This is a genomic window from Pseudomonas sp. PS01300 (assembly GCF_029960155.1).
Lineage (GTDB): Bacteria > Pseudomonadota > Gammaproteobacteria > Pseudomonadales > Pseudomonadaceae > Aquipseudomonas > Aquipseudomonas palmensis.
Window position 1 is genome coordinate 1 of record NZ_JASCPN010000053.1, and the last position, 18,574, is coordinate 18,574.

At 64.6% G+C, this 18,574-nt stretch carries 19 protein-coding genes; 11 read left to right on the plus strand and 8 right to left on the minus strand.

Features of this window, described 5'->3' with window-relative positions; all coding sequences use genetic code 11:
• Positions 1 to 89 precede the first annotated feature (89 nt).
• The 3 genes from QMX96_RS20800 to QMX96_RS20810 are packed head-to-tail and all read right to left on the minus strand — an operon-like array spanning position 90 to position 2,645.
• A complete protein-coding gene (locus QMX96_RS20800; RefSeq protein WP_058540894.1) occupies positions 90 to 1,139 on the minus strand; it encodes an alkene reductase in 1,050 nt (349 codons plus the stop codon).
• A gap of 20 nt (positions 1,140 to 1,159) precedes the next feature.
• Positions 1,160 to 2,329, minus strand: coding sequence for an MFS transporter (locus QMX96_RS20805; protein ID WP_058540895.1), 1,170 nt, complete (start codon positions 2,327 to 2,329; stop codon positions 1,160 to 1,162).
• A 13-nt stretch (positions 2,330 to 2,342) separates the two neighbouring features.
• Positions 2,343 to 2,645, minus strand: a complete 303-nt coding sequence (locus QMX96_RS20810) for a helix-turn-helix transcriptional regulator (protein WP_043862111.1) — start codon at positions 2,643 to 2,645, stop codon at positions 2,343 to 2,345.
• A 159-nt stretch (positions 2,646 to 2,804) separates the two neighbouring features.
• Between QMX96_RS20810 and QMX96_RS20815 the strand changes: the two genes are divergently transcribed.
• Positions 2,805 to 3,395, plus strand: coding sequence for an ACP phosphodiesterase (locus QMX96_RS20815; protein WP_043862112.1), 591 nt, complete (start codon positions 2,805 to 2,807; stop codon positions 3,393 to 3,395).
• On the opposite strand, the gene QMX96_RS20820 is transcribed toward QMX96_RS20815, so the two are convergent.
• Positions 3,371 to 4,156 (minus strand): lysophospholipid acyltransferase family protein, encoded by a 786-nt coding sequence (locus QMX96_RS20820; RefSeq protein WP_253086594.1) that lies wholly within the window; start codon positions 4,154 to 4,156, stop codon positions 3,371 to 3,373. The two genes, QMX96_RS20815 and QMX96_RS20820, sit on opposite strands and share 25 nt — an antisense overlap.
• A complete protein-coding gene (gene olsB, locus QMX96_RS20825; RefSeq protein ID WP_043862114.1) occupies positions 4,156 to 4,911 on the minus strand; it encodes an L-ornithine N(alpha)-acyltransferase in 756 nt (251 codons plus the stop codon). The genes QMX96_RS20820 and olsB overlap by 1 nt, the downstream gene beginning before the upstream one ends.
• 133 nt (positions 4,912 to 5,044) lie before the next feature.
• On the opposite strand from olsB, the gene QMX96_RS20830 reads away from it, so the two are divergent.
• The 4 genes from QMX96_RS20830 (at position 5,045) to QMX96_RS20845 (ending at position 8,395) form a co-directional block, all read left to right on the plus strand.
• The gene (locus QMX96_RS20830; RefSeq protein ID WP_282362328.1) at positions 5,045 to 5,938 is read left to right on the plus strand and encodes an acyl-CoA dehydrogenase family protein; all 894 of its coding nucleotides are present in this window, start codon (positions 5,045 to 5,047) and stop codon (positions 5,936 to 5,938) included.
• Positions 5,939 to 6,031: 93 nt separating this feature from the next.
• Positions 6,032 to 6,613: a YceI family protein gene (locus tag QMX96_RS20835; RefSeq protein ID WP_043862116.1), complete on the plus strand. Its 582-nt coding sequence runs from the start codon at positions 6,032 to 6,034 to the stop codon at positions 6,611 to 6,613.
• A 1-nt stretch (position 6,614) separates the two neighbouring features.
• Entirely contained in the window at positions 6,615 to 7,772 is a 1,158-nt protein-coding gene (locus QMX96_RS20840) for a phosphatidylserine/phosphatidylglycerophosphate/cardiolipin synthase family protein (protein WP_054914815.1), read from the plus strand.
• A gap of 41 nt (positions 7,773 to 7,813) precedes the next feature.
• A complete protein-coding gene (locus QMX96_RS20845; protein WP_043862118.1) occupies positions 7,814 to 8,395 on the plus strand; it encodes a DJ-1/PfpI family protein in 582 nt (193 codons plus the stop codon).
• A gap of 111 nt (positions 8,396 to 8,506) precedes the next feature.
• On the opposite strand, the gene QMX96_RS20850 is transcribed toward QMX96_RS20845, so the two are convergent.
• Positions 8,507 to 10,030 (minus strand): fumarate hydratase, encoded by a 1,524-nt coding sequence (locus QMX96_RS20850; RefSeq protein WP_088515529.1) that lies wholly within the window; start codon positions 10,028 to 10,030, stop codon positions 8,507 to 8,509.
• A gap of 283 nt (positions 10,031 to 10,313) precedes the next feature.
• Here QMX96_RS20850 and QMX96_RS20855 point away from each other — a divergent pair, with 283 nt between their 5' ends.
• Entirely contained in the window at positions 10,314 to 11,426 is a 1,113-nt protein-coding gene (locus QMX96_RS20855; protein ID WP_054914813.1) for a GGDEF domain-containing protein, read from the plus strand.
• The gene (locus tag QMX96_RS20860) at positions 11,419 to 12,345 is read left to right on the plus strand and encodes an iron-sulfur-binding ferredoxin reductase (protein ID WP_282362329.1); all 927 of its coding nucleotides are present in this window, start codon (positions 11,419 to 11,421) and stop codon (positions 12,343 to 12,345) included. Before QMX96_RS20855 ends, QMX96_RS20860 begins: the two co-directional genes overlap by 8 nt.
• 554 nt (positions 12,346 to 12,899) lie before the next feature.
• Here the strand turns inward: QMX96_RS20860 and pyk are convergent.
• Positions 12,900 to 14,351, minus strand: coding sequence for a pyruvate kinase (gene pyk, locus QMX96_RS20865; protein WP_236176841.1), 1,452 nt, complete (start codon positions 14,349 to 14,351; stop codon positions 12,900 to 12,902).
• Positions 14,352 to 14,554: 203 nt separating this feature from the next.
• Here pyk and QMX96_RS20870 point away from each other — a divergent pair, with 203 nt between their 5' ends.
• The 3 genes from QMX96_RS20870 (at position 14,555) to sbcB (ending at position 16,933) form a co-directional block, all read left to right on the plus strand.
• Entirely contained in the window at positions 14,555 to 14,944 is a 390-nt protein-coding gene (locus tag QMX96_RS20870) for a lipoprotein (protein WP_043862123.1), read from the plus strand.
• 157 nt (positions 14,945 to 15,101) lie between these two features.
• The gene (locus tag QMX96_RS20875) at positions 15,102 to 15,461 is read left to right on the plus strand and encodes a PilZ domain-containing protein (RefSeq protein ID WP_043862124.1); all 360 of its coding nucleotides are present in this window, start codon (positions 15,102 to 15,104) and stop codon (positions 15,459 to 15,461) included.
• A 38-nt stretch (positions 15,462 to 15,499) separates the two neighbouring features.
• Positions 15,500 to 16,933 (plus strand): exodeoxyribonuclease I, encoded by a 1,434-nt coding sequence (gene sbcB, locus QMX96_RS20880; RefSeq protein WP_282362330.1) that lies wholly within the window; start codon positions 15,500 to 15,502, stop codon positions 16,931 to 16,933.
• Between the two features lie 72 nt (positions 16,934 to 17,005).
• Here the strand turns inward: sbcB and mvaT are convergent, their stop codons facing one another.
• Positions 17,006 to 17,383: a histone-like nucleoid-structuring protein MvaT gene (gene mvaT / locus QMX96_RS20885; RefSeq protein WP_043862126.1), complete on the minus strand. Its 378-nt coding sequence runs from the start codon at positions 17,381 to 17,383 to the stop codon at positions 17,006 to 17,008.
• Positions 17,384 to 17,683: 300 nt separating this feature from the next.
• Here mvaT and purU point away from each other — a divergent pair, with 300 nt between their 5' ends.
• Positions 17,684 to 18,532: a formyltetrahydrofolate deformylase gene (purU, locus tag QMX96_RS20890; protein ID WP_043862127.1), complete on the plus strand. Its 849-nt coding sequence runs from the start codon at positions 17,684 to 17,686 to the stop codon at positions 18,530 to 18,532.
• Positions 18,533 to 18,574: the final 42 nt, after the last annotated feature.

Below are 18,574 nucleotides of genomic sequence, written 5' to 3' on the forward strand. Positions count from 1 at the left end.
GGTCAAGCCCGCTCCCACCGGTACAGTGGCTGTCTGCACACCACCGATACCCTTGTGGGAGCGGGCTTGACCCGCGAAAGAGCCGACGCTTACATCACCGGGTAATCGATGTACCCGACCGGGCCCTTGGAGTAGAACGTGTCAGGCCGTGGCTCGTTCAGCGGTGCATCCGCTTGCAGCCGTGCCGGCAGGTCGGGGTTGGCAATGAACGGCACGCCGAAGGCCACCGCATCGGCCGTGCCGTTGGCAATGGCAGCATTCGCACTGGCCTTGTCGAAGCGTTCGTTGGCGATGTACGGCCCGCCAAACGCCTCTTTGAGCAACGGCCCGATGCTGTCTTCGGCCACTCGCTCACGCGCACAGATGAAGGCGATGCCACGTTTGCCGAGCTCCCGCGCCACGTAGGTGAACGTCTCGGTCAGGTTGGCATCGCCCATGTCGTGCAGGTCGGCCCGTGGCGACAGGTGCACGCCCACGCGCTGCGCGCCCCACACGTCGATGAGCGCATCGGTCGCTTCCAGCAGCAGCCGTGCACGGTTCTCCAGCGAGCCACCGTACTCGTCGGTGCGCTGGTTGGTGCTGCTCTGCAGGAACTGATCGATCAGGTAGCCGTTGGCCGCATGCAGCTCCACACCGTCGAAGCCGGCCGCCTTGGCGTTCTCGGCACCGATGCGGTAGGCCTCGATGATGTCGGCGATTTCCTCGGTTTCCAGCGCGCGCGGGGTGACGAATTCGGTGATCGGGCGCACCAGGCTCACATGCCCCTTGGGCTGCACCGCGCTCGGCGCAACCGGCGTTTCGCCGTTCAGGTACAGCGGGTGCGAGATGCGTCCCACGTGCCACAGTTGCAGGAAGATGCGCCCGCCAGCACCGTGCAGCGCCTTGGTCACGTTGGTCCAGCCACGCACCTGGTCGTTGCTCCAGATGCCCGGTGTGTCGGGGTAGCCCACGCCCAGCGGGGTCACCGAGGTGGCCTCGCTGAGAATCAGCCCGGCGCTGGCGCGCTGCACGTAGTACTCGGCCATCAGCGCGTTGGGTACGCGGCCTTCGTCGGCCCGGCAGCGGGTCAGCGGGGCCATGATGATGCGGTTGGGCAACTCGAGGTCGCCAAGGGTGATCGGGTCGAATAGCGTTGTCATGTGCGTGAACCTCGTGGCAATCAGTGAGTGGCAGGTGCCAGGTCGGCGTTGTTGCCGCCCTGGCTGAATGTGATAAGGGTGACGATCAGGGCCAGCACGGCCAGCGCCGCTGCCGCCAGGGGCACGCGGGTCAGGCCCAGGCCCTGGTCGATCACGGTGCCGCCGACCCAGGCGCCCAGCGCATTGCCCAGGTTGAAGGCACCGATGTTCAGGGTCGACACCAGGTTCGGTGCCGCCCTGCCGAAGCTCACCACGTTGACCTGCAGGGCCGGCACGGCGGCGAACGCGGCGGTGGCCCAGAGGAACAGGGTGATCTCGGCCGGAATCAGCGCGGTGCTGGTCCAGCTCAGGGCGGTGGAGATGACCGCCATGGCGGCGAACACGCCCATCAGCGTGGCGGCCAGGCGACGATCGGCCAGCTTGCCGCCCAGGATGTTGCCCAGGGTCAGGCCCAGGCCGATCAGCAGCAGGGTCCAGGTCACGCCGCGCGGCGACACGCCGGTGACATCACCCAGCAACGGCGCCACATAGGTGAACAGGGCGAACATCGAGGCCGAGAACAGCACGGTCATCGACAGCGATAGCCAGATGCCTGCGCCCTTGAGCGCAGCCAGCTCGGCACGCATGTCGAGTTTCTCTTCGTCGCGCTTGATCGGCAGGAAGCGGATCAGGCCGATCAGCGCGATCACGCCGATCACGGTCACTGCCCAGAACGTCGAGCGCCAGCCGTACACCTGGCCCAGCGCGGTACCCAGTGGCACGCCCAGCACGTTGGCCAGGGTCAGGCCGGTGAACATCAGCGCCACGGCCGAGGCGCGGCGGTTGGCCGGAACCAGGTTGGCCGCCACCACCGAACCGATGCCGAAGAAGGCGCCGTGGCACAGCGCGGTGACCACGCGGGCAAACATCAGCACGTTGTAGTCGGTGGCCAGGGCGCACAGCAGGTTGCCGATGATGAATACCCCCATCAGCGCCACCAGTGCGGCCTTGCGCGGCAGCCGGGCGGTGGCCAGGGCCATGAACGGCGCGCCGATGGCCACGCCCAGCGCGTAGCCGGTCACCAGCCAGCCGGCACCGGGGATCGACACACCCAGGTCGCTTGCCACATCCGGCAGCAGGCCCATGATGACGAACTCGGTGGTACCGATGGCGAAGGCGCTCAGCGCCAGGATCAACAGCGAAAGGGGCATTGCAAGGTCCTTGTCAGAGCTCTTGGCTCATCTGCTGGAGGAAGGCCTGGATGGTTTCCTCGTTGCGTTTGAAGAAGTGCCACTGGCCTATCTTCTGGCTGCTGATCAGCCCCGCGCGCTGCAAGGTGGCCAGGTGGGCCGAGACCGTGGACTGCGACAGGCCGCAGCGTTGGTCGATCTGCCCGGCGCACACACCGTGTTCGGTGCTGTGGTGCTGGTCAGGGAAGCAGGCTTGCGGGTCTTTCAACCAGTTCAGGATTTCTCGCCGTACTGGGTGGGCCAGGGCTTTTATTATTTCGTCGAGATCAAGAGGCATGGGTGGGCTCGTGGTGGGTATAGCGTTATATCGCGATGGGGCGAAATATAAATCGGTATTTCGCGATATACAAATATGATTTGGTTCTGGCGTGCGCATGAATCGCTATATCGGGTTATAACGATATTCAAGCGGGCAAGCGGTGCTAGACTGCGGCCTATGAACTACCTCGCACACCTTCACCTGGGCGGCCAGCAGCCCGAACAACTGCTCGGCAGCCTTTACGGCGACTTCGTCAAGGGGCCGTTGCAGGGGCGCTTTGCCCAGCCGCTGGAAGCCGCCATCCGCCTGCACCGCCAGATCGACGTGTACACCGACAGCCACCCGCGGGTACTGGCGGCGCTGGCGCGTTTTCCGCGTGAGCGGCGCCGTTATGCCGGGATCATCCTCGATGTGTTTTTCGACCACTGCCTGGCGCTGCACTGGCACGACTATGCCCGGCAGCCGCTGAGCCAGTTCACCGGGCGCGTGTACCAGGTGCTGGCGGCCGAGCCCGAGCTGCCCGGGCGCCTGGCGCAGATTGCGCCGTACATGGCGGCGGACGACTGGTTGGGCTCGTACCGCGAGTTCGCGGTGCTTGAACAGGTGTTCAACGGTATCGCCCGGCGCCTGTCACGCCCCGAGGGTATGGCAGGCGCGATGCAGGAGGTACAGGCGCTGTACGGCCCGCTGATGGAAGACTTTCGCCACTTCTACCCCGAACTGCAGGGTTTTGCGGCCGACGCTCAGGCCGCCTTGGCGCGGCGCTGAGGCTGGGCCACCGGCTGGGCGCCGAACAACGCCGTGTGGATCGCCAACTGGGCATTGAACGCCAGTGCCGCACGTTCCTGGCCGGCGCTCTGGATGGGCGCCAGCAGGTGGATCTGCACCTCGCCACAGTCGTGGGCAAACAGGCGCAGCAGGTGCGAGAGCAGGTCGTCATCGCCCACGAACGGTGCGATGGGGTCGGGCTTGCCGCCCCGCAGGTAGCGCACGGCCACCGGTTGCACGGGCGTGGCGGTGTCGATTGCGCTGGCCAGCAGGCGCCCGTGGAAGGTGCGCAGGCTGCGCCCGTCGGTAGTGGTGCCTTCGGGGAAGATCAGCACCGGGCAGGCCTGTTGCAGGTGCCGCGCAATCTGCTGGCGCAGCAGCTGGCTGTCGCCGCCGCCGCGGCGGATGAACAGGGTGCCGGCCTTGAGCGCGAGCCAGCCGGCTACCGGCCACTGGCGCACCTCGGCCTTGGACAGGAACGACATCGGCGCGAGCATGCCCAGCAGGGGGATGTCGGTCCACGACACGTGGTTGCTGACCCACAGCATCGGTTGCTGCGGACGGTTGCCGATCACCGTGACCTTGAACGGCAAGGCCCGGGCAAGCCGGGCCATGAACAGTTGCGACCAGCGCTGGCGGCGGTCGTCGGGAGTACTCAGGTGCAGTCGCTCGTACAGGCTGAACAGGCTGGCCATGCCCAGCCCGAACAGCACCACCAGCAGCACTCGGACGATTCGCGCATACACGCGCAGGCGTTGCATCACACCGCCGCCTTGAAGTGGCGGGCGTAGCGTGGGCACAGCTCGTCGCGCTTGAGCAGGATGAACACGTCGGCCACCTGGAAGTCTTCGTCCCAGCACGGCTCGCCGCAGATCTTGGCGCCCAGGCGCATGTAGGCCTTGAGCAGCGGCGGCATCTCGGCGATGACGTTGCCGGGCAGTGCCAGGCTGGGCAGCGGGTTCTTCGGTTCGGCGCGCAGGTGCTCGGTGCACAGGTAGCGCTCGCGCAGGCGTTGCATGATCGCGTGGGCCTGCACGCCGCCGTCCTGCATGGGGATGCTGGCGCAACCCATCAGGTAGCTGTAGCGGCCCTCGTTGAGTACCTCGGCAAGCTCGCCCCACAGCACCGCGATGGTGCCGCCGTTGCGGTAGGCCGGGTCGACGCAGGTGCGCCCCAGTTCAAGGATGGGGCCCTGCAGATGGCCCAGGCCATGCAGGCTGAACTCTTCTTCGCTGTAGAAGCGCCCCAGGCTGCTGGCGGCCTGGTGGTCGAGCAGGCGCGTGGTGGCCACCAGGTGCCCGCTGTTGAGGTCGCGTACGCCGATGTGCTGGCAGTGGATGTCGTAGTCGTCCATGTCCAGCCCGTGTTCGGCGCCTTTGAGCCTGGCCTTGAATTCGCTGCTGAACACGCGAAAGCGCAATGCCTGGGCTTCGTGCAGCGCGGCGGGGCCGACCAGGCGCTCGGCCTGCAGACGGCGTTCGTTACGGGTGTCGCCAGGGCATGCAGTCAGGGTCATTGCGAGTCTCCATAAGCCAGCCATGGGGTTGCGGCCGGTCGACTATGTTGTGCAAGCTCAGCCTAGGTAGACGCGGTGTCACCCCCATGAAGCTTTGGTGATGCTTGTATGACAGCCCTCAAGGAGCACGCCGATGGCCTGGCTGCAGCGACTCAACGACCCCATTCCGCCCTTGGCAACCGGTAACCTGGGCGACACCTACGCCAGCCTGCTGGAGCAGCTGGGCACGGTCAGCCCGTTCGAGCTGGCAGTGCTGGGCGGGCAAGCCATGCCGACCCCGGGGCTGGCGTTTCTGGTGGGCTACCAGGCCGCCTTGCGCGTGCTGTGGCCCAGCGCTCCGGCGGGCCTCGGCGCCCTGTGTGCGAGTGAGCGGCGCAGCGTGCGCGCCGCCGACATGGGCATGCGCCTGGCGCTCGACACGCTGCGCCTGAGCGGCAGCAAGGACTTCGTCACCGCCGGGCCGGACGCCGACTGGCTGCTGGTGGCGGCGCGCTGCGAAGCACCGGGCCAGGCGCCTCGGCTGAGCCTGGCGGTGGTGTACCCGGGGGAGCCCGGTGTGCGCGTGGAGCCCTTGCCGAGCCTGCCGTTGATGCCTGAGGTCGGGCATGCCCGCCTGCACCTTGAACAGGCCCTGTGCGAACGCCTGGCCGGTGACGGCTGGGATGCCTACGTCAAGCCGTTCCGCTCGCTGGAAGACCTGTACGTGCTCAGCGCCCTGAGCGCCTGGCTGTACGGGGTAGGCCGCACCAATGCCTGGCCGCAGGGGCTTTTGCTGCGCCTGATCGGGCTGCTGGCCGGGTGTGCCGAAGGCAGCCGGCAATGCGCCGATTCGGCGGCGTTCCACCTGTTGCTGGGCGGCCTGTTCGCGCAGTTCTCGCAACTGAGCGGCGAGCTCGACCAGGCGCTGACGAGCACGCCGGGGCCCTGGGCCGAGCTGTGGCAGCGCGACCAGGGCATCCTGCAGATCGCCAGCGCGGCGCGGGCCAGGCGCCTGGCCAAGGCATGGGCCGGCAGCGGGCTGGCCTGAGGTTGCCGGGCTGCCCGCATGGCCACAGGCTGTCGCTTGCTGCCGTGCGGGCAGGCGGGTAATGTTGGCGGCTTTACGCTTTCAGGAACCTGCATGTTCAGCCTGCCCCGAATCGCTCTCGCCCTGCTGGCCCTGGCGAGCCTGCCTGCCCAGGCCAACTGGCACCTGGACGGCGAATCGTCGCGCCTGTCGTTCATCACCAGCAAGAACGGCAACGTGTCCGAGGTGCATCGCTTTCTGGTGCTGCATGGCAAGGTCGATCGCAAGGGTGCGGCCGAGCTGCAGATCGAGATGGACTCGGTCAGCAGCGGCATCCCGCTGCGTGACGAGCGCATGCGCAACGACCTGTTCGAGGTGGCCAAATACCCCGACGCGACCATCCAGGCGCAGATCGACCTGCGTCCGATCAACGACCTGGCCAATGGTGCCCAGGTCGAGCTGCGCCTGCCGGTGACCGTCAACCTGCACGGCAAGACCCACAGCTACAACGCGCAACTGCTCGCCACCCGGCTCGACGAGCGGCGTTTCCAGGTGGTGACCCTGGAGCCGCTGGTACTGAGCGCCGATCACTTCGACCTGCTGCCCGGCCTCAAGACGTTGCAGAAGCTCGCCGGGCTGCAGTCGATCAACCTGTCGGTGCCGGTGGGTGCGGTACTGATCTTCACGGCGCGCTGAAATGGCCGGGCCGGTGTTTCCATGGCGTGCCGGCAACCAGTTCGAACTGCTGATCGACGGCCCGCAGTTCTTCCCGCGCATGCTGCAGACGATCATGGGTGCCGAGCACCAGGTCGACCTGGAGCTGTACCTGGTCGAGGCCGGGGCGTGTGCCGAGGCCATGGTGCAGGCGCTGGTGCAGGCCGCCGAGCGCGGCGTGCGGGTACGCTGCCTGTTCGATGACTACGGCTCGCTGGCCTTTACCTTGAGCCTGCGTCAGCGCCTGCTGGGCGCCGGCGTTGAGTTGCGCTGGTACAACCGCCTGCGTTGGCGCCGGGGGCTGCGCAACCTGTACCGCGACCACCGCAAGCTGCTGCTGGTGGACCAGGCCTGGGCGGTGGTCGGCGGCACCGGGGTCACCGACCAGTTCTGGACACCGGGCGAGCCGGTCAGCGAATGGCACGAGGTGATGGTGCAGATGCAGGGGCCGCTGGTGGCCGACTGGCAGATGCTGTTCGATCGCCAGTGGCGTTCCAACCTGCGCCGCACCGCGTGGCGCCCACCCACCCATTTCGGCCTGGCGCACCTGCCGCGGGTGCCGGTTGCAGGCCCGGGCCTGGGCCGGGTGGCCTATGCCGACGCCCGCCAGCACCGCGACATCCTGCAGTCGCTGGTGCGCGCGCTGATCAGCGGCAAGCGTCGTATCTGGCTGGCCACGCCGTATTTTCTGCCCACCTGGAAGGTGCGCCGGGCTTTGCGCCGCGCGGCCGCGCTGGGCATCGATGTGCGCCTGCTGCTGACCGGCCCGCGTACCGACCATCCTTCGGTACGCTATGCCGGTCATCGCTATTACCCGCGCCTGCTGCGGGCAGGGGTGAAGATATTCGAATACCAGCCATGCTTCCTGCACCTGAAGATGGTGCTGGTGGACGACTGGGTGAGCATTGGCTCATGCAATTTCGACCACTGGAACCTGCGTTTCAACCTTGAGGCCAACGTCGAGGCCATCGACCCGCAACTGACCGCCGACGTGGTGGCGAGCTTCGAGCGCGACTTTGCCCTGAGCCGCCAGGTCGACCTGGACGACTGGCAGGCGCGGCCGCTGTGGCGGCGTGTGAAACAGCGTATCTGGGGCTGGCTGGACCGGGTGGTGGTCAACCTGCTGGACCGGCGCGACTGAGGTTCTTTCGATTTTCCCCCGCATCAGAAGGAGTTGACGAAATGGCAGCGAAAAAGATTCTCATGCTGGTCGGCGATTACGTCGAAGACTATGAAGTGATGGTGCCGTTCCAGGCGCTGCAGATGGTTGGCCACACGGTGCATGCGGTGTGCCCGGGCAAGTCGGCCGGGCAGTCGGTACGTACCGCCATCCATGACTTCGAGGGCGACCAGACCTACAGCGAGAAGCCGGGGCACAACTTTGGCCTGAACTTCGATTTCGCCCAGGTGCGTGCCGAAGACTACGACGCGCTGGTGATCCCGGGCGGGCGTGCGCCGGAGTACCTGCGCCTGAATGAAGAGGTGCTGCAACTGGTGCGCGCCATCGACCAGGCGGGCAAGCCGATTGCGGCGGTGTGCCATGGGGCGCAACTGCTGGCGGCGGCCGGGGTGCTGGAGGGGCGCGAGTGCAGTGCGTACCCGGCGTGTGCGCCGGAGGTGCGCCTGGCAGGTGGGCGTTACGTCGAGATCGAGGTGACGGCGGCGCATGTGCAGGGCAACCTGGCCAGTGCGCCGGCCTGGCCTGCGCACCCGGCGTGGCTCGCGGGGTTCCTGGGGTTGCTGGGTACGCGCATTACCCTCTGAAAGCCTTCGCTGGCGTGCCGGCGAAGAGGCCGGTACAGGCAACAAAAAAGCGGCAAGGGATCACTCCCTTGCCGCTTTCAGCTTTCAGCTTTCAGCTTGTAGCGCTGGCGCTTACTTCACTTCCACTGCCAGGCTTTGCGCGATCTTGCTCTGCCACAGCGCAGGCCCGGTGATGTGCACCGACTCGCCCTTGCTGTCGACCGCAACGGTCACCGGCATGTCTTTCACGTCGAACTCGTAGATCGCTTCCATCCCCAGTTCGGCAAATGCCAGCACCTTGGATTTCTTGATCGCCTGAGCCACCAGGTAGGCAGCGCCACCCACGGCCATCAGGTACACGGCCTTGTTGTCCTTGATCGCGTCGATGGCGGTCGGGCCGCGCTCGGACTTGCCGATCATGCCCAGCAGGCCGGTCTGCTCCAGGATCTGACGGGTGAACTTGTCCATCCGCGTTGCGGTGGTCGGGCCTGCCGGGCCAACCACTTCTTCGCGCACCGGATCAACCGGGCCGACGTAGTAGATGAAGCGGCCCTTGAGGTCCACCGGCAGCTCTTCGCCACGGTTGAGCATCTCGACCATGCGCTTGTGCGCGGCGTCGCGGCCGGTCAGCATCTTGCCGTTGAGCAGGATGGTCTCGCCCGGCTTCCAGCTCTGCACGTCTTCCGGGGTCAGGGTGTCGAGGTTGACGCGACGGGCCGACGGGCCTGCTTCCCAGACGATTTCCGGATAGGCGTCCAGCGACGGTGCTTCCAGCTCCGCAGGGCCGGAACCATCGAGCACGAAGTGCGCGTGACGGGTGGCTGCGCAGTTGGGGATCATGCACACCGGCAACGAGGCCGCGTGGGTCGGGTAGTCCATGATCTTGACGTCGAGCACGGTGGTCAGGCCGCCCAGGCCCTGGGCGCCGATGCCCAGCTGGTTGACCTTCTCGAACAGTTCCAGGCGGATCTCTTCGATGCGGTTCTGCGGGCCACGGGCCTTGAGCTCGTGGATGTCGATGGACTCCATCAACACTTCCTTGGCCATCACCGCGGCCTTCTCGGCAGTACCGCCGATACCGATGCCGAGCATGCCCGGCGGGCACCAGCCGGCGCCCATGGTCGGAACGGTCTTGAGCACCCAGTCGACGATCGAGTCGGACGGGTTGAGCATGGCCATCTTCGACTTGTTTTCCGAACCGCCGCCCTTGGCCGCGACATCCACCTCGACCTTGTCGCCAGGGACGATCGAGTAGTGGATCACGGCCGGGGTGTTGTCCTTGGTGTTCTTGCGGGCACCTGCCGGGTCGGCCAGGATCGAGGCGCGCAGCACGTTCTCGGGCAGGTTGTAGGCGCGACGCACGCCTTCGTTGATCATGTCGTCCAGGCTCATGGTCGCGCCATCCCAGCGCACGTCCATGCCGACGCGCACGAACACGGTGACGATACCGGTGTCCTGGCAGATCGGCCGGTGGCCGGTGGCGCACATGCGCGAGTTGATCAGGATCTGCGCGATGGAGTCGCGCGCAGCCGGCGACTCTTCACGCAGGTAGGCCTCGTGCATGGCCTGGATGAAATCGACGGGGTGGTAGTACGAAATGAACTGCAGGGCGTCGGCAACGCTCTGAATCAGGTCGTCTTGCTTGATCACGGTCATGCAGCGCGCTCCTCTTAAAGACGGGAACATTCATTAAGGTATCGCGACGTTCACGGGCCGAGGCGTCGCAATGACCTTTCAAGGCGCGCCGACACGCAGTGGCCGACGCAAAAAGGCGCGGCAGTATAGCGCGCATCGCCTGCCGGTACACGCGCCAGTGCGGCCAACCATGGTCGCCTGCTGCCAGGCACTGTTTTTGCGTGGCAATTATTTCGAACACGTCCTACAGTACCGACTGCCCCCCGTCACAACCGCTGCCGCTCGGCTGCCTGGTGAGTCACCCGTGACCGAAACCGCTCTGCAAAAGCTTCTTCTCAAGCGTTTCCTGCTGGCTGCCGGCAGTTACCTGCTGGTGCTGCTGCTGGCCTGGGTCGCCGTGCTGGGCGGGCATGTGCAGGCGCCGGTGCCGGTCATCGGCGCGAGCAGTGTGCTGCTGGTGCTCAACCTGGCGTGGCTGGGCTGGGTGTTTGCCAGTGGCGTCAACCTGCGCTGGCGCGACCCCAGCCTCACGGAGTTCCAGGTGCTGCTGGCAGCGGCCTGGCAAACCTGGCTGCTGGCCAACCTGGACCAGGCCCGTGGCACCTTCCTGGTGCTGTACCCGTTGATCCTGATGTTCGGCCTGTTCCACCTCAACGGCCGTTCGTTCACCCGCTGCGCGCTGGTGGTGTTGTGCAGCTTTCTCGGCCTGAACCTGTGGGAGTGGGGCAACGGGCGCCTGTCGGACCCGGCGCTGGCGGCGTTGCAGGTATGCACGCTGTTCGTGGTGCTGTGCTGGTTGTGCCTGTATGCCCGCTACGTGCAGGCCTCGCGCCAGCGCATGCGCCAGCGCCGCATCGCCCTGCAGGCGCACCAGGACACCCTGCGCGGCATGATGGGGCAACTGGAGGAACTGGTGGCCACCGACGAGCTGACCGGCCTGTTCAACCGCCGGCATTTTCTGCGCCTGGCCAGCGATGCCCTGGCCAGCATGCCCATGGGGAGCCGGCATGGCCTGGCGCTGATCGACCTGGACCATTTCAAGCGCATCAACGACGCCCACGGGCATGCGGTCGGCGACCGGGTACTGCAGGCCTTTGCCCAGGTTGCCAGCGAGCACCTGTGCGACGCCGCGGTGCTGGCCCGCTATGGCGGCGAGGAGTTCGTGCTGCTGTTGCCCGATTGCACGGCCCAGGCCCTGGAACATTGCTGCGAGCGTCTGCGTCAGGCCTTTGGTGCGTTGCCCTCTGCGGCGATGCAGGGGCAGGTGGGGCCCTTGAGCCTGTCGGTCGGCATGACCCTGCTGACAGCCGAGGATGACCTGGACAATGCATTGCACCGTGCCGACCAGGCGCTGTACCGCGCCAAGCGCAGTGGCCGAAATCGCTGTGTGCCGGCCTGGGAGGTGGTGGATGCCTGAGTTGTGCGTAGGTGAGCGCAGCTGGCAGGTGGCCGAGGGCAGCAACCTGCTGGATGCGCTGAACGAGGCTGGCGTGGGCGTGCCCTACAGCTGCCGGGCGGGGAGCTGCCATGCTTGCCTGGTGCGCTGTCTGGCGGGTGTGCCGGGCGATGCCAGGCCCGATGCGCTGAGCGAAGGCAAGCGCCTGGAGGGCTGGCGGCTGGCCTGCCAGTGCCGGGTCGAGAGTGACCTGCAGGTAGCGGTGTTCGACCCGGTGCGCGATGGGGCGCCGGCGCGGGTCGTCGCGCTGGACTGGCTGGGTGCGCAGGTGCTGCGCTTGCGCCTGCAACCGGACAGGCCGTTGCGGTATCAGGCGGGGCAGCATCTGGTGCTGTGGAGCGCGCAGGGTGTTGCGCGACCGTATTCGCTGGCCAGCGTGCCGGGCGAGGATGAATGGCTTGAATTTCACCTGGATTGCCGGCATGCCGGGGCGTTCTGCAGCGCGGCGCGGGGGTTGCAGGTGGGCGACCTGGTGCGCCTGGGGGAGTTGCGCGGTGGCGCGCTGCATTACGATCCGGACTGGCAGGCCCGGCCGTTGTGGCTGCTGGCGGCGGGTTCCGGGCTGGCGCCACTGTGGGGGATTGTGCGCGAGGCGCTGCGTCAGGAGCATCAGGGGGCGATCAGGGTGGTGCATGTGGCGAGCGAGGCGGGTGGGCATTACCTGCAGCGGGAGCTGGATGACCTGGCGCGGCGGTACCCGCAGGTGGAGGTGCAGTTGCTGATACCGGAGGAGTTGGGGCCGATGCGTCTGGCATCGCGTCAGACGATTGCGCTGGCTTGTGGCTCTGCGTCGAGTGTGGAGCGGTTTGCGCGTGGGTTGTTTCTGGCGGGGTTGCCGCGTAATCAGCTGTTTGCGGATGTATTCGTGGGGCATGCCTGAGCTCCTGTTCCCATAAGGAGGTACTGCAGGCTCCTGCGGCGTTTGCGCTGGCCTTGGCTCTGGCTCTGGCTCTGGCTCTTGATCTTGATCTTGATCTGCTTTTGATTTTGATCTTCCGTCCCCCAGAAGGCCGAGTGGAGGTGTCGTGCAGGGGGCGGGGCGAAGCCCCTTCGGCGTTAGCCGAAGCGAGCGACTGTTAGAGTTGCTTGCAACTCGGGTCGCGTGCCCCCGGAGCGGCGCCGGAGGGAGGGGACCCGTAGCGAAGCGTAGGGCCTGATGATGGACGGAGCGGTTTTGCTTACTTTTTCCAAGAAAAAAGTAAGCCGCTGTAAGAGCGGAAGGGGCCCTCGGCGTCTGTATTCATGTTGGATATGCTCGCTGTCATTGGAACCACTGATCCAGAGTTGAGAGATTATCCAGCCTGGATGGCGACTCCACTCGGCCTTCTGAAGGGCCGGCAGATCAAAGCCAGCTCAAGATCACCGGCACTGGCGTATCGCACCCATAAAAAAGCCCCGCCATCAAGGCGGGGCTCTAGTGACAACCGGTCAGCTTCAGACCAACGGATCACCGACATGCAGAATCTTCATGCCATTGGTGCCACCGATGGTGTGGTAGCTGTCACCCTTGGTCAGGATGACCCAGTCACCTTGCTCGACCACGCCACGCTTGATCAGCTCGTCCACCGCCGCCTGGCTGACTTGCTCCGGCGCCAGCGCCGCAGGGTCGAACGGTACGGTGTACACGCCACGGAACATCGCAACCCGCGCCTGGGTCTCGCGGTGCGGCGAGAAGGCGAAGATCGGGATCGACGAACGAATACGCGACATGATCAGCGGGGTGTAGCCACTCTCGGTCAAGGCAATGATCGCCTTCACACCCGGGAAGTGGTTGGCGGTGTACATGGCTGCCAGCGCGATGCTCTCGTCGCAACGGCTGAACTGCGTGCCCATGCGGTGGCTGGAGGTCTTGCTGGTAGGGTGCTTCTCGGCGCCCAGGCAGATCCGCGCCATGGCCTGTACCGCCTCGAGCGGGTAGGCACCGGCAGCACTCTCGGCCGACAGCATCACCGCGTCGGTGTAGTCGAGCACGGCGTTGGCCACGTCGGACACTTCGGCACGGGTCGGCATCGGGTTCTGGATCATCGACTCCATCATCTGGGTCGCGGTGATCACCGCCTTGTTATGGCGGCGTGCATGCAGAATGATCTTCTTCTGGATGCCCACCAGCTCGGCGTCGCCGATTTCCACACCCAGGTCACCACGGGCCACCATCACTGCATCACTGGCGCGAATCAGGCCGTCGAGGGTCTCGTCGTCGGCCACGGCTTCGGCACGTTCGATCTTGGCCACCAGCCAGGCCGTACCACCAGACTCGTCACGCAGGCGACGGGCGTATTCCATGTCGCTGGCATCACGCGGGAACGACACGGCCAGGTAGTCCAGGTCCATCTCGGCCGCCAGCTTGATATCGGCCTTGTCTTTCTCGGTCAGGGCCGGGGCGGTCAGGCCGCCGCCGCGACGGTTGATGCCCTTGTGGTCCGACAGCGGGCCGCCGATCAGCACCACGCAGTGCAGGGCGTCGGCGCTGGCGGTTTCGACGCGCATGACCACGCGGCCGTCGTCGAGCAGCAGTTCGTCACCCACGCCGCAGTCCTTTACCAGGTCCGGGTAGTCGATGCCGACGATATCCTGGGTGCCTTCGGTGAGCGGGTGAGCCGTGGAGAAGGTGAAGCGGTCGCCGACCTTGAGTTCGATTCGCTTGTTGGCAAACTTGGCAATGCGGATCTTCGGCCCTTGCAGGTCGCCCAGCAGCGCGACGTGGCGGCCATGCTTGGCAGCGATGTCACGGATCATGCGGGCGCGAGCCTTGTGCTCGTCCGGGGTGCCGTGCGAGAAGTTCAAGCGAGCGACGTCCAGACCCGCAAGGATCAGTTGCTCGATAACTTCCGGCGAGTTGCTGGCGGGGCCAAGGGTGGCGACAATTTTGGTGCGGCGGATGGTCATGCACAGACTCCTGTAGTGAAGCGCAGCGAAAGGCTACTCCGGAAAATCGCTGTAGTCATTGTTCCTTTGCACTACCTTGGTGGGAGGAGGAGGGGCGGTTGAACGAGTGGCAAGCGGCAAGCGCAATGCAGTCCGCTTGCCGCTGTTCCTCCTATAGCTTTCAAGGAAAGCGCCGATACACTGCTCAGTAGAGGAGACCCCCCATGCGAGCCTTGATCGTTTTAGCCCTGGCGACCAGTGTCGTCGGTTGCACCCGCTGGTCGATGGACCATCACCTGAACAATGCCTACCGCGCCTATGATCGCGGCAACTGCGAGCAGGTCATGCTCGAGCTGTCGCAGGTCGACCGCACCAGCCGTGCGCGCCCGTTCATCCACCCCGAGGCGTCGATGCTGCGCGGTCAGTGCCTGGAGCGCCAGAAGCTCTATGTGGATGCGGCGCAGACCTACCAGTACATCATCACCCAGTACCCGCGCAACGAGTACGCCTACCGTGCCCGCGCCCGCTTGCAGACCCTCGAGCAACTTGGCCACTATCGCCCCAATGGCGAGCCGGCCATCGCCCGTCCGGCCAGCAGCACCCCCTGGCGTTGATGGCCGCGCAACGACGTCGATACTGACGTTAATACTAAAGTGCGCGGGTCCGAATGTGACGGGGCAGTCAGGTTGCGCTAGGCTTGTGAGGTACATGCGGTACACCAGAACGATCCAGCGCGACCCTGCTCAAGGGTCTTCGACAGCGACTCCTATCATGTTTACCGAACGTCGAATCGAGCGTCACCTGCTCCCGTATTACCTCAAGGTCTTCAACCGGTTTACCGGGTTGCCCATCGGTTATCTGGGCAATGTGTCCGAAGACGGCCTGATGCTGATCAGCGACCTGCCACTGCTGGTGGGCCCCGATTTCGAACTGCAGCTCAAGGTGCCCGGGCGCGCCGGTGCGCTGCACGTGATCAACCTCACCGCCAGCTGCCTGTGGTGCCACGAAGACGAGAACCCGGGGCACTACGATTCTGGCTTCATGCTGCTGCAGGCTCCTCGCGAATACGACGAGCTGGTGTCGTCGCTGCGCAACTATTTCAGCTTCCACCCGTTGAGTGCGTCGGCCTGAGGTAGACTCCCGGCAGATTTTCTGTTCAGGACGACGCCGTGAGCTCCAGCATTTTCTGGCACGACTATGAAACCACCGGTATCAACCCGCGCAGCGACCGGCCCCTGCAGGTGGCAGGGGTGCGCACCGATCTGGACCTCAACGAGATCGAGCCGCCGGTCAACCTCTTCTGCCAACCCGCCGACGATATTCTGCCGCACCCTGCGGCGTGCCTGATAACCGGCATTACCCCGGCGCAGCTGGCCACCCAGGGCCTGTGCGAAGCCGAGTTCATGACCCGGGTGCACGCCGAGCTGGCGCGCCCGGGTACTTGCGGGGCCGGCTACAACTCGCTGCGTTTCGACGACGAAGTGACGCGTTACAGCCTGTATCGCAACTTTTTCGACCCCTATGCCCGCGAGTGGCAGGGCGGCAACAGCCGCTGGGACCTTATCGATGTGGTGCGCACTGCCTACGCCCTGCGCCCCGATGGCATCCAGTGGCCGCAGCGCGACGGCCAGGTGAGCCTGAAGCTGGAGTTGCTGACGGCGGCCAATGGCATCGATCACGGGCAGGCGCACGAGGCGCTTGCGGATGTGCGTGCCACGTTGGCAATGGCGCGCTTGATCCGCGAGAAGCAACCCAGGCTGTATGCATGGTTGTTCCAGTTGCGCAGCAAGCAGAAAGTCCTCGATCAAGTGCGTTTGTTGCAACCGCTTGTGCATATTTCCGGACGCTTTTCTGCGGCACGTAATTATCTTGGCGTGGTGCTGCCCCTGGCCTGGCATCCACGCAATCGCAATGCGCTGATTGTGTGCGACTTGCATCAGGATATCGCCCCATTGCTGACGGAAGATGCCGAAGTGTTGCGTCAGCGTCTGTACACCCGACGCGAGGAAATGTCCGAGGGACAATTGCCGGTACCGTTGAAATTAATTCAGATCAATCGCTGCCCGGTGGTCGCGCCCTTGAGTGTATTGCGCGGTGAAGATCAGCAACGCCTTGGCCTGGATATGACGTTGTATCAACAGCGTGCCGAGCAGTTGAGTGCCGCCCAGGCCGTGTGGCAGAACAAGTTGAGCGCTATTTATGACAGTCAGGAATTCGCCCCGAGCGAAGACCCCGAGCAACAGCTGTATGACGGATTTATCGGTGATCGCGACCGACGCCTGTGTGAACAAGTAAGAACCGTGGAGCCCGAGCAATTAGCCACGGGTCAGTGGATGTTCGACGATGCACGATTGCCGGAGTTGCTGTTTCGCTACCGTGCGCGCAATTTTCCGCAGACCTTGGATGCACAGGAGCGCCAGCGTTGGCTCGGGTTCTGCCAGCAGCGCCTGAGCGACCCGGTAATGGGCGCTCCGAATACCCTTGAAGGCTTCGAGCAGGCATTGCAGAGCGCCTGGCTGGATGCCGATGCCACGCAGCGCGAGTTGCTGGCGCAATGGCGAGCCCATGCCATGAACTTGCGCGAACGGTTTGCCCTGCAGTAATTGCAGGCAATAAAAAACGCCAGCATGCTGGCGTTTTGGGCTGACCTGTAACCGGGTTACAGTGTCCAGCGATTAACCGAGCAGGGTCGCCCAGCCTTCTACTACGTCACCACCCCACTTGGCTTTCCACTCTTTGAGTGTCTTGTGGTTGCCACCTTTGGTTTCGATGACTTCGCCATTGTGCGGGTTCTTGTATTGCTTGACCTTGCGTGCACGCTTGGTGCCGGTGGTTTTAACCGGGCCGCGAGGGGCCTTGTTCAGTTTGGCCTCAGGGTCCAGCAGAGCAATAATGTCGCGCAGCGACTTGGAGTACTCGCCCATCAGCTCGCGCAGTTTGGCTTCAAACTCCAGCTCGGTTTTCAGCTTGTTGTCTTCGGACAGGTTCTTCAGGCGGGCTTGCAGTTCTTTGATGGCTTCTTCGGTAGCGCGGTATTCGTTGATCAGGGACATGAGGTATTCCTTGGAGGGAAGGGACGCAGGACAGCGGTGCAGCAATAATAGTCAGACACTTAATACAAGTAAACATTAAACCGCCGTCATTGCGGAATACCTTCATAATTGAAAGGGTATTGTGACGAGATACTCCCAATTATCCGCTTCAATTGTTAAATAACTTTAATGTGCCCTTGACGAGGTGCAAGCCCAGGCTGGCTGCGGTGTGAGGTTGTGATACACGGTATGCAATCACTACTGCAGTTTTTCCGGGCAGTCGTTAGAATACGCGCCTTTGCGAACTCTGGAGCCCCTCTCATGCGCACCTATCGGCTGGTGATCGCTTGCCCCGACCGTGTCGGCATCGTCGCCAAAGTCAGTAATTTTCTGGCGTCCCATAACGGCTGGATCACCGAAGCGAGCCATCATTCCGATGACCTGAGCGGCTGGTTCTTCATGCGTCACGAAATCCGTGCCGATACCCTGCCTTTCGGCATCGAGGCGCTGCGCGAAGCGTTCGCGCCGATTGCCGAAGAGTTTTCGATGGTGTGGCGCATTACCGACACCGACCAGAAGAAACGCGTGGTGCTGATGGCCAGCCGCGAGTCCCATTGCCTGGCCGACCTGCTGCACCGCTGGCACAGCAACGAGCTGGACTGCGATATCCCGTGCGTGATCTCCAACCACAACGACCTGCGTAGCATGGTCGAGTGGCACGGCATTCCGTTCTACCACGTACCGGTCGACCCGCAGAACAAGCAGCCGGCATTTGCCGAGGTGTCGCGTCTGGTCAAGGAGCATGCCGCCGACGTGGTGGTGCTGGCGCGCTACATGCAGATCCTGCCGCCACAGCTGTGCCAGGAATACGCCCAGCAGGTGATCAACATTCACCACAGCTTCCTGCCGTCGTTCGTGGGGGCCAAGCCGTATCACCAGGCGTCGATGCGTGGCGTGAAGCTGATCGGCGCCACCTGCCACTACGTGACCGAAGAGCTGGATGCCGGCCCGATCATCGAGCAGGACGTGGTGCGTGTGAGCCACAGCGACAGCATCGAGGACATGGTGCGTTTCGGTCGCGACGTCGAGAAGATGGTGCTGGCCCGCGGCCTGCGCTATCACCTGGAAGACCGCGTGCTGGTGCACGGCAACAAGACGGTGGTGTTCTAGGACCGCACCGGCCCCTCGCCAGCCTTGCTGGCGAAGGGCACA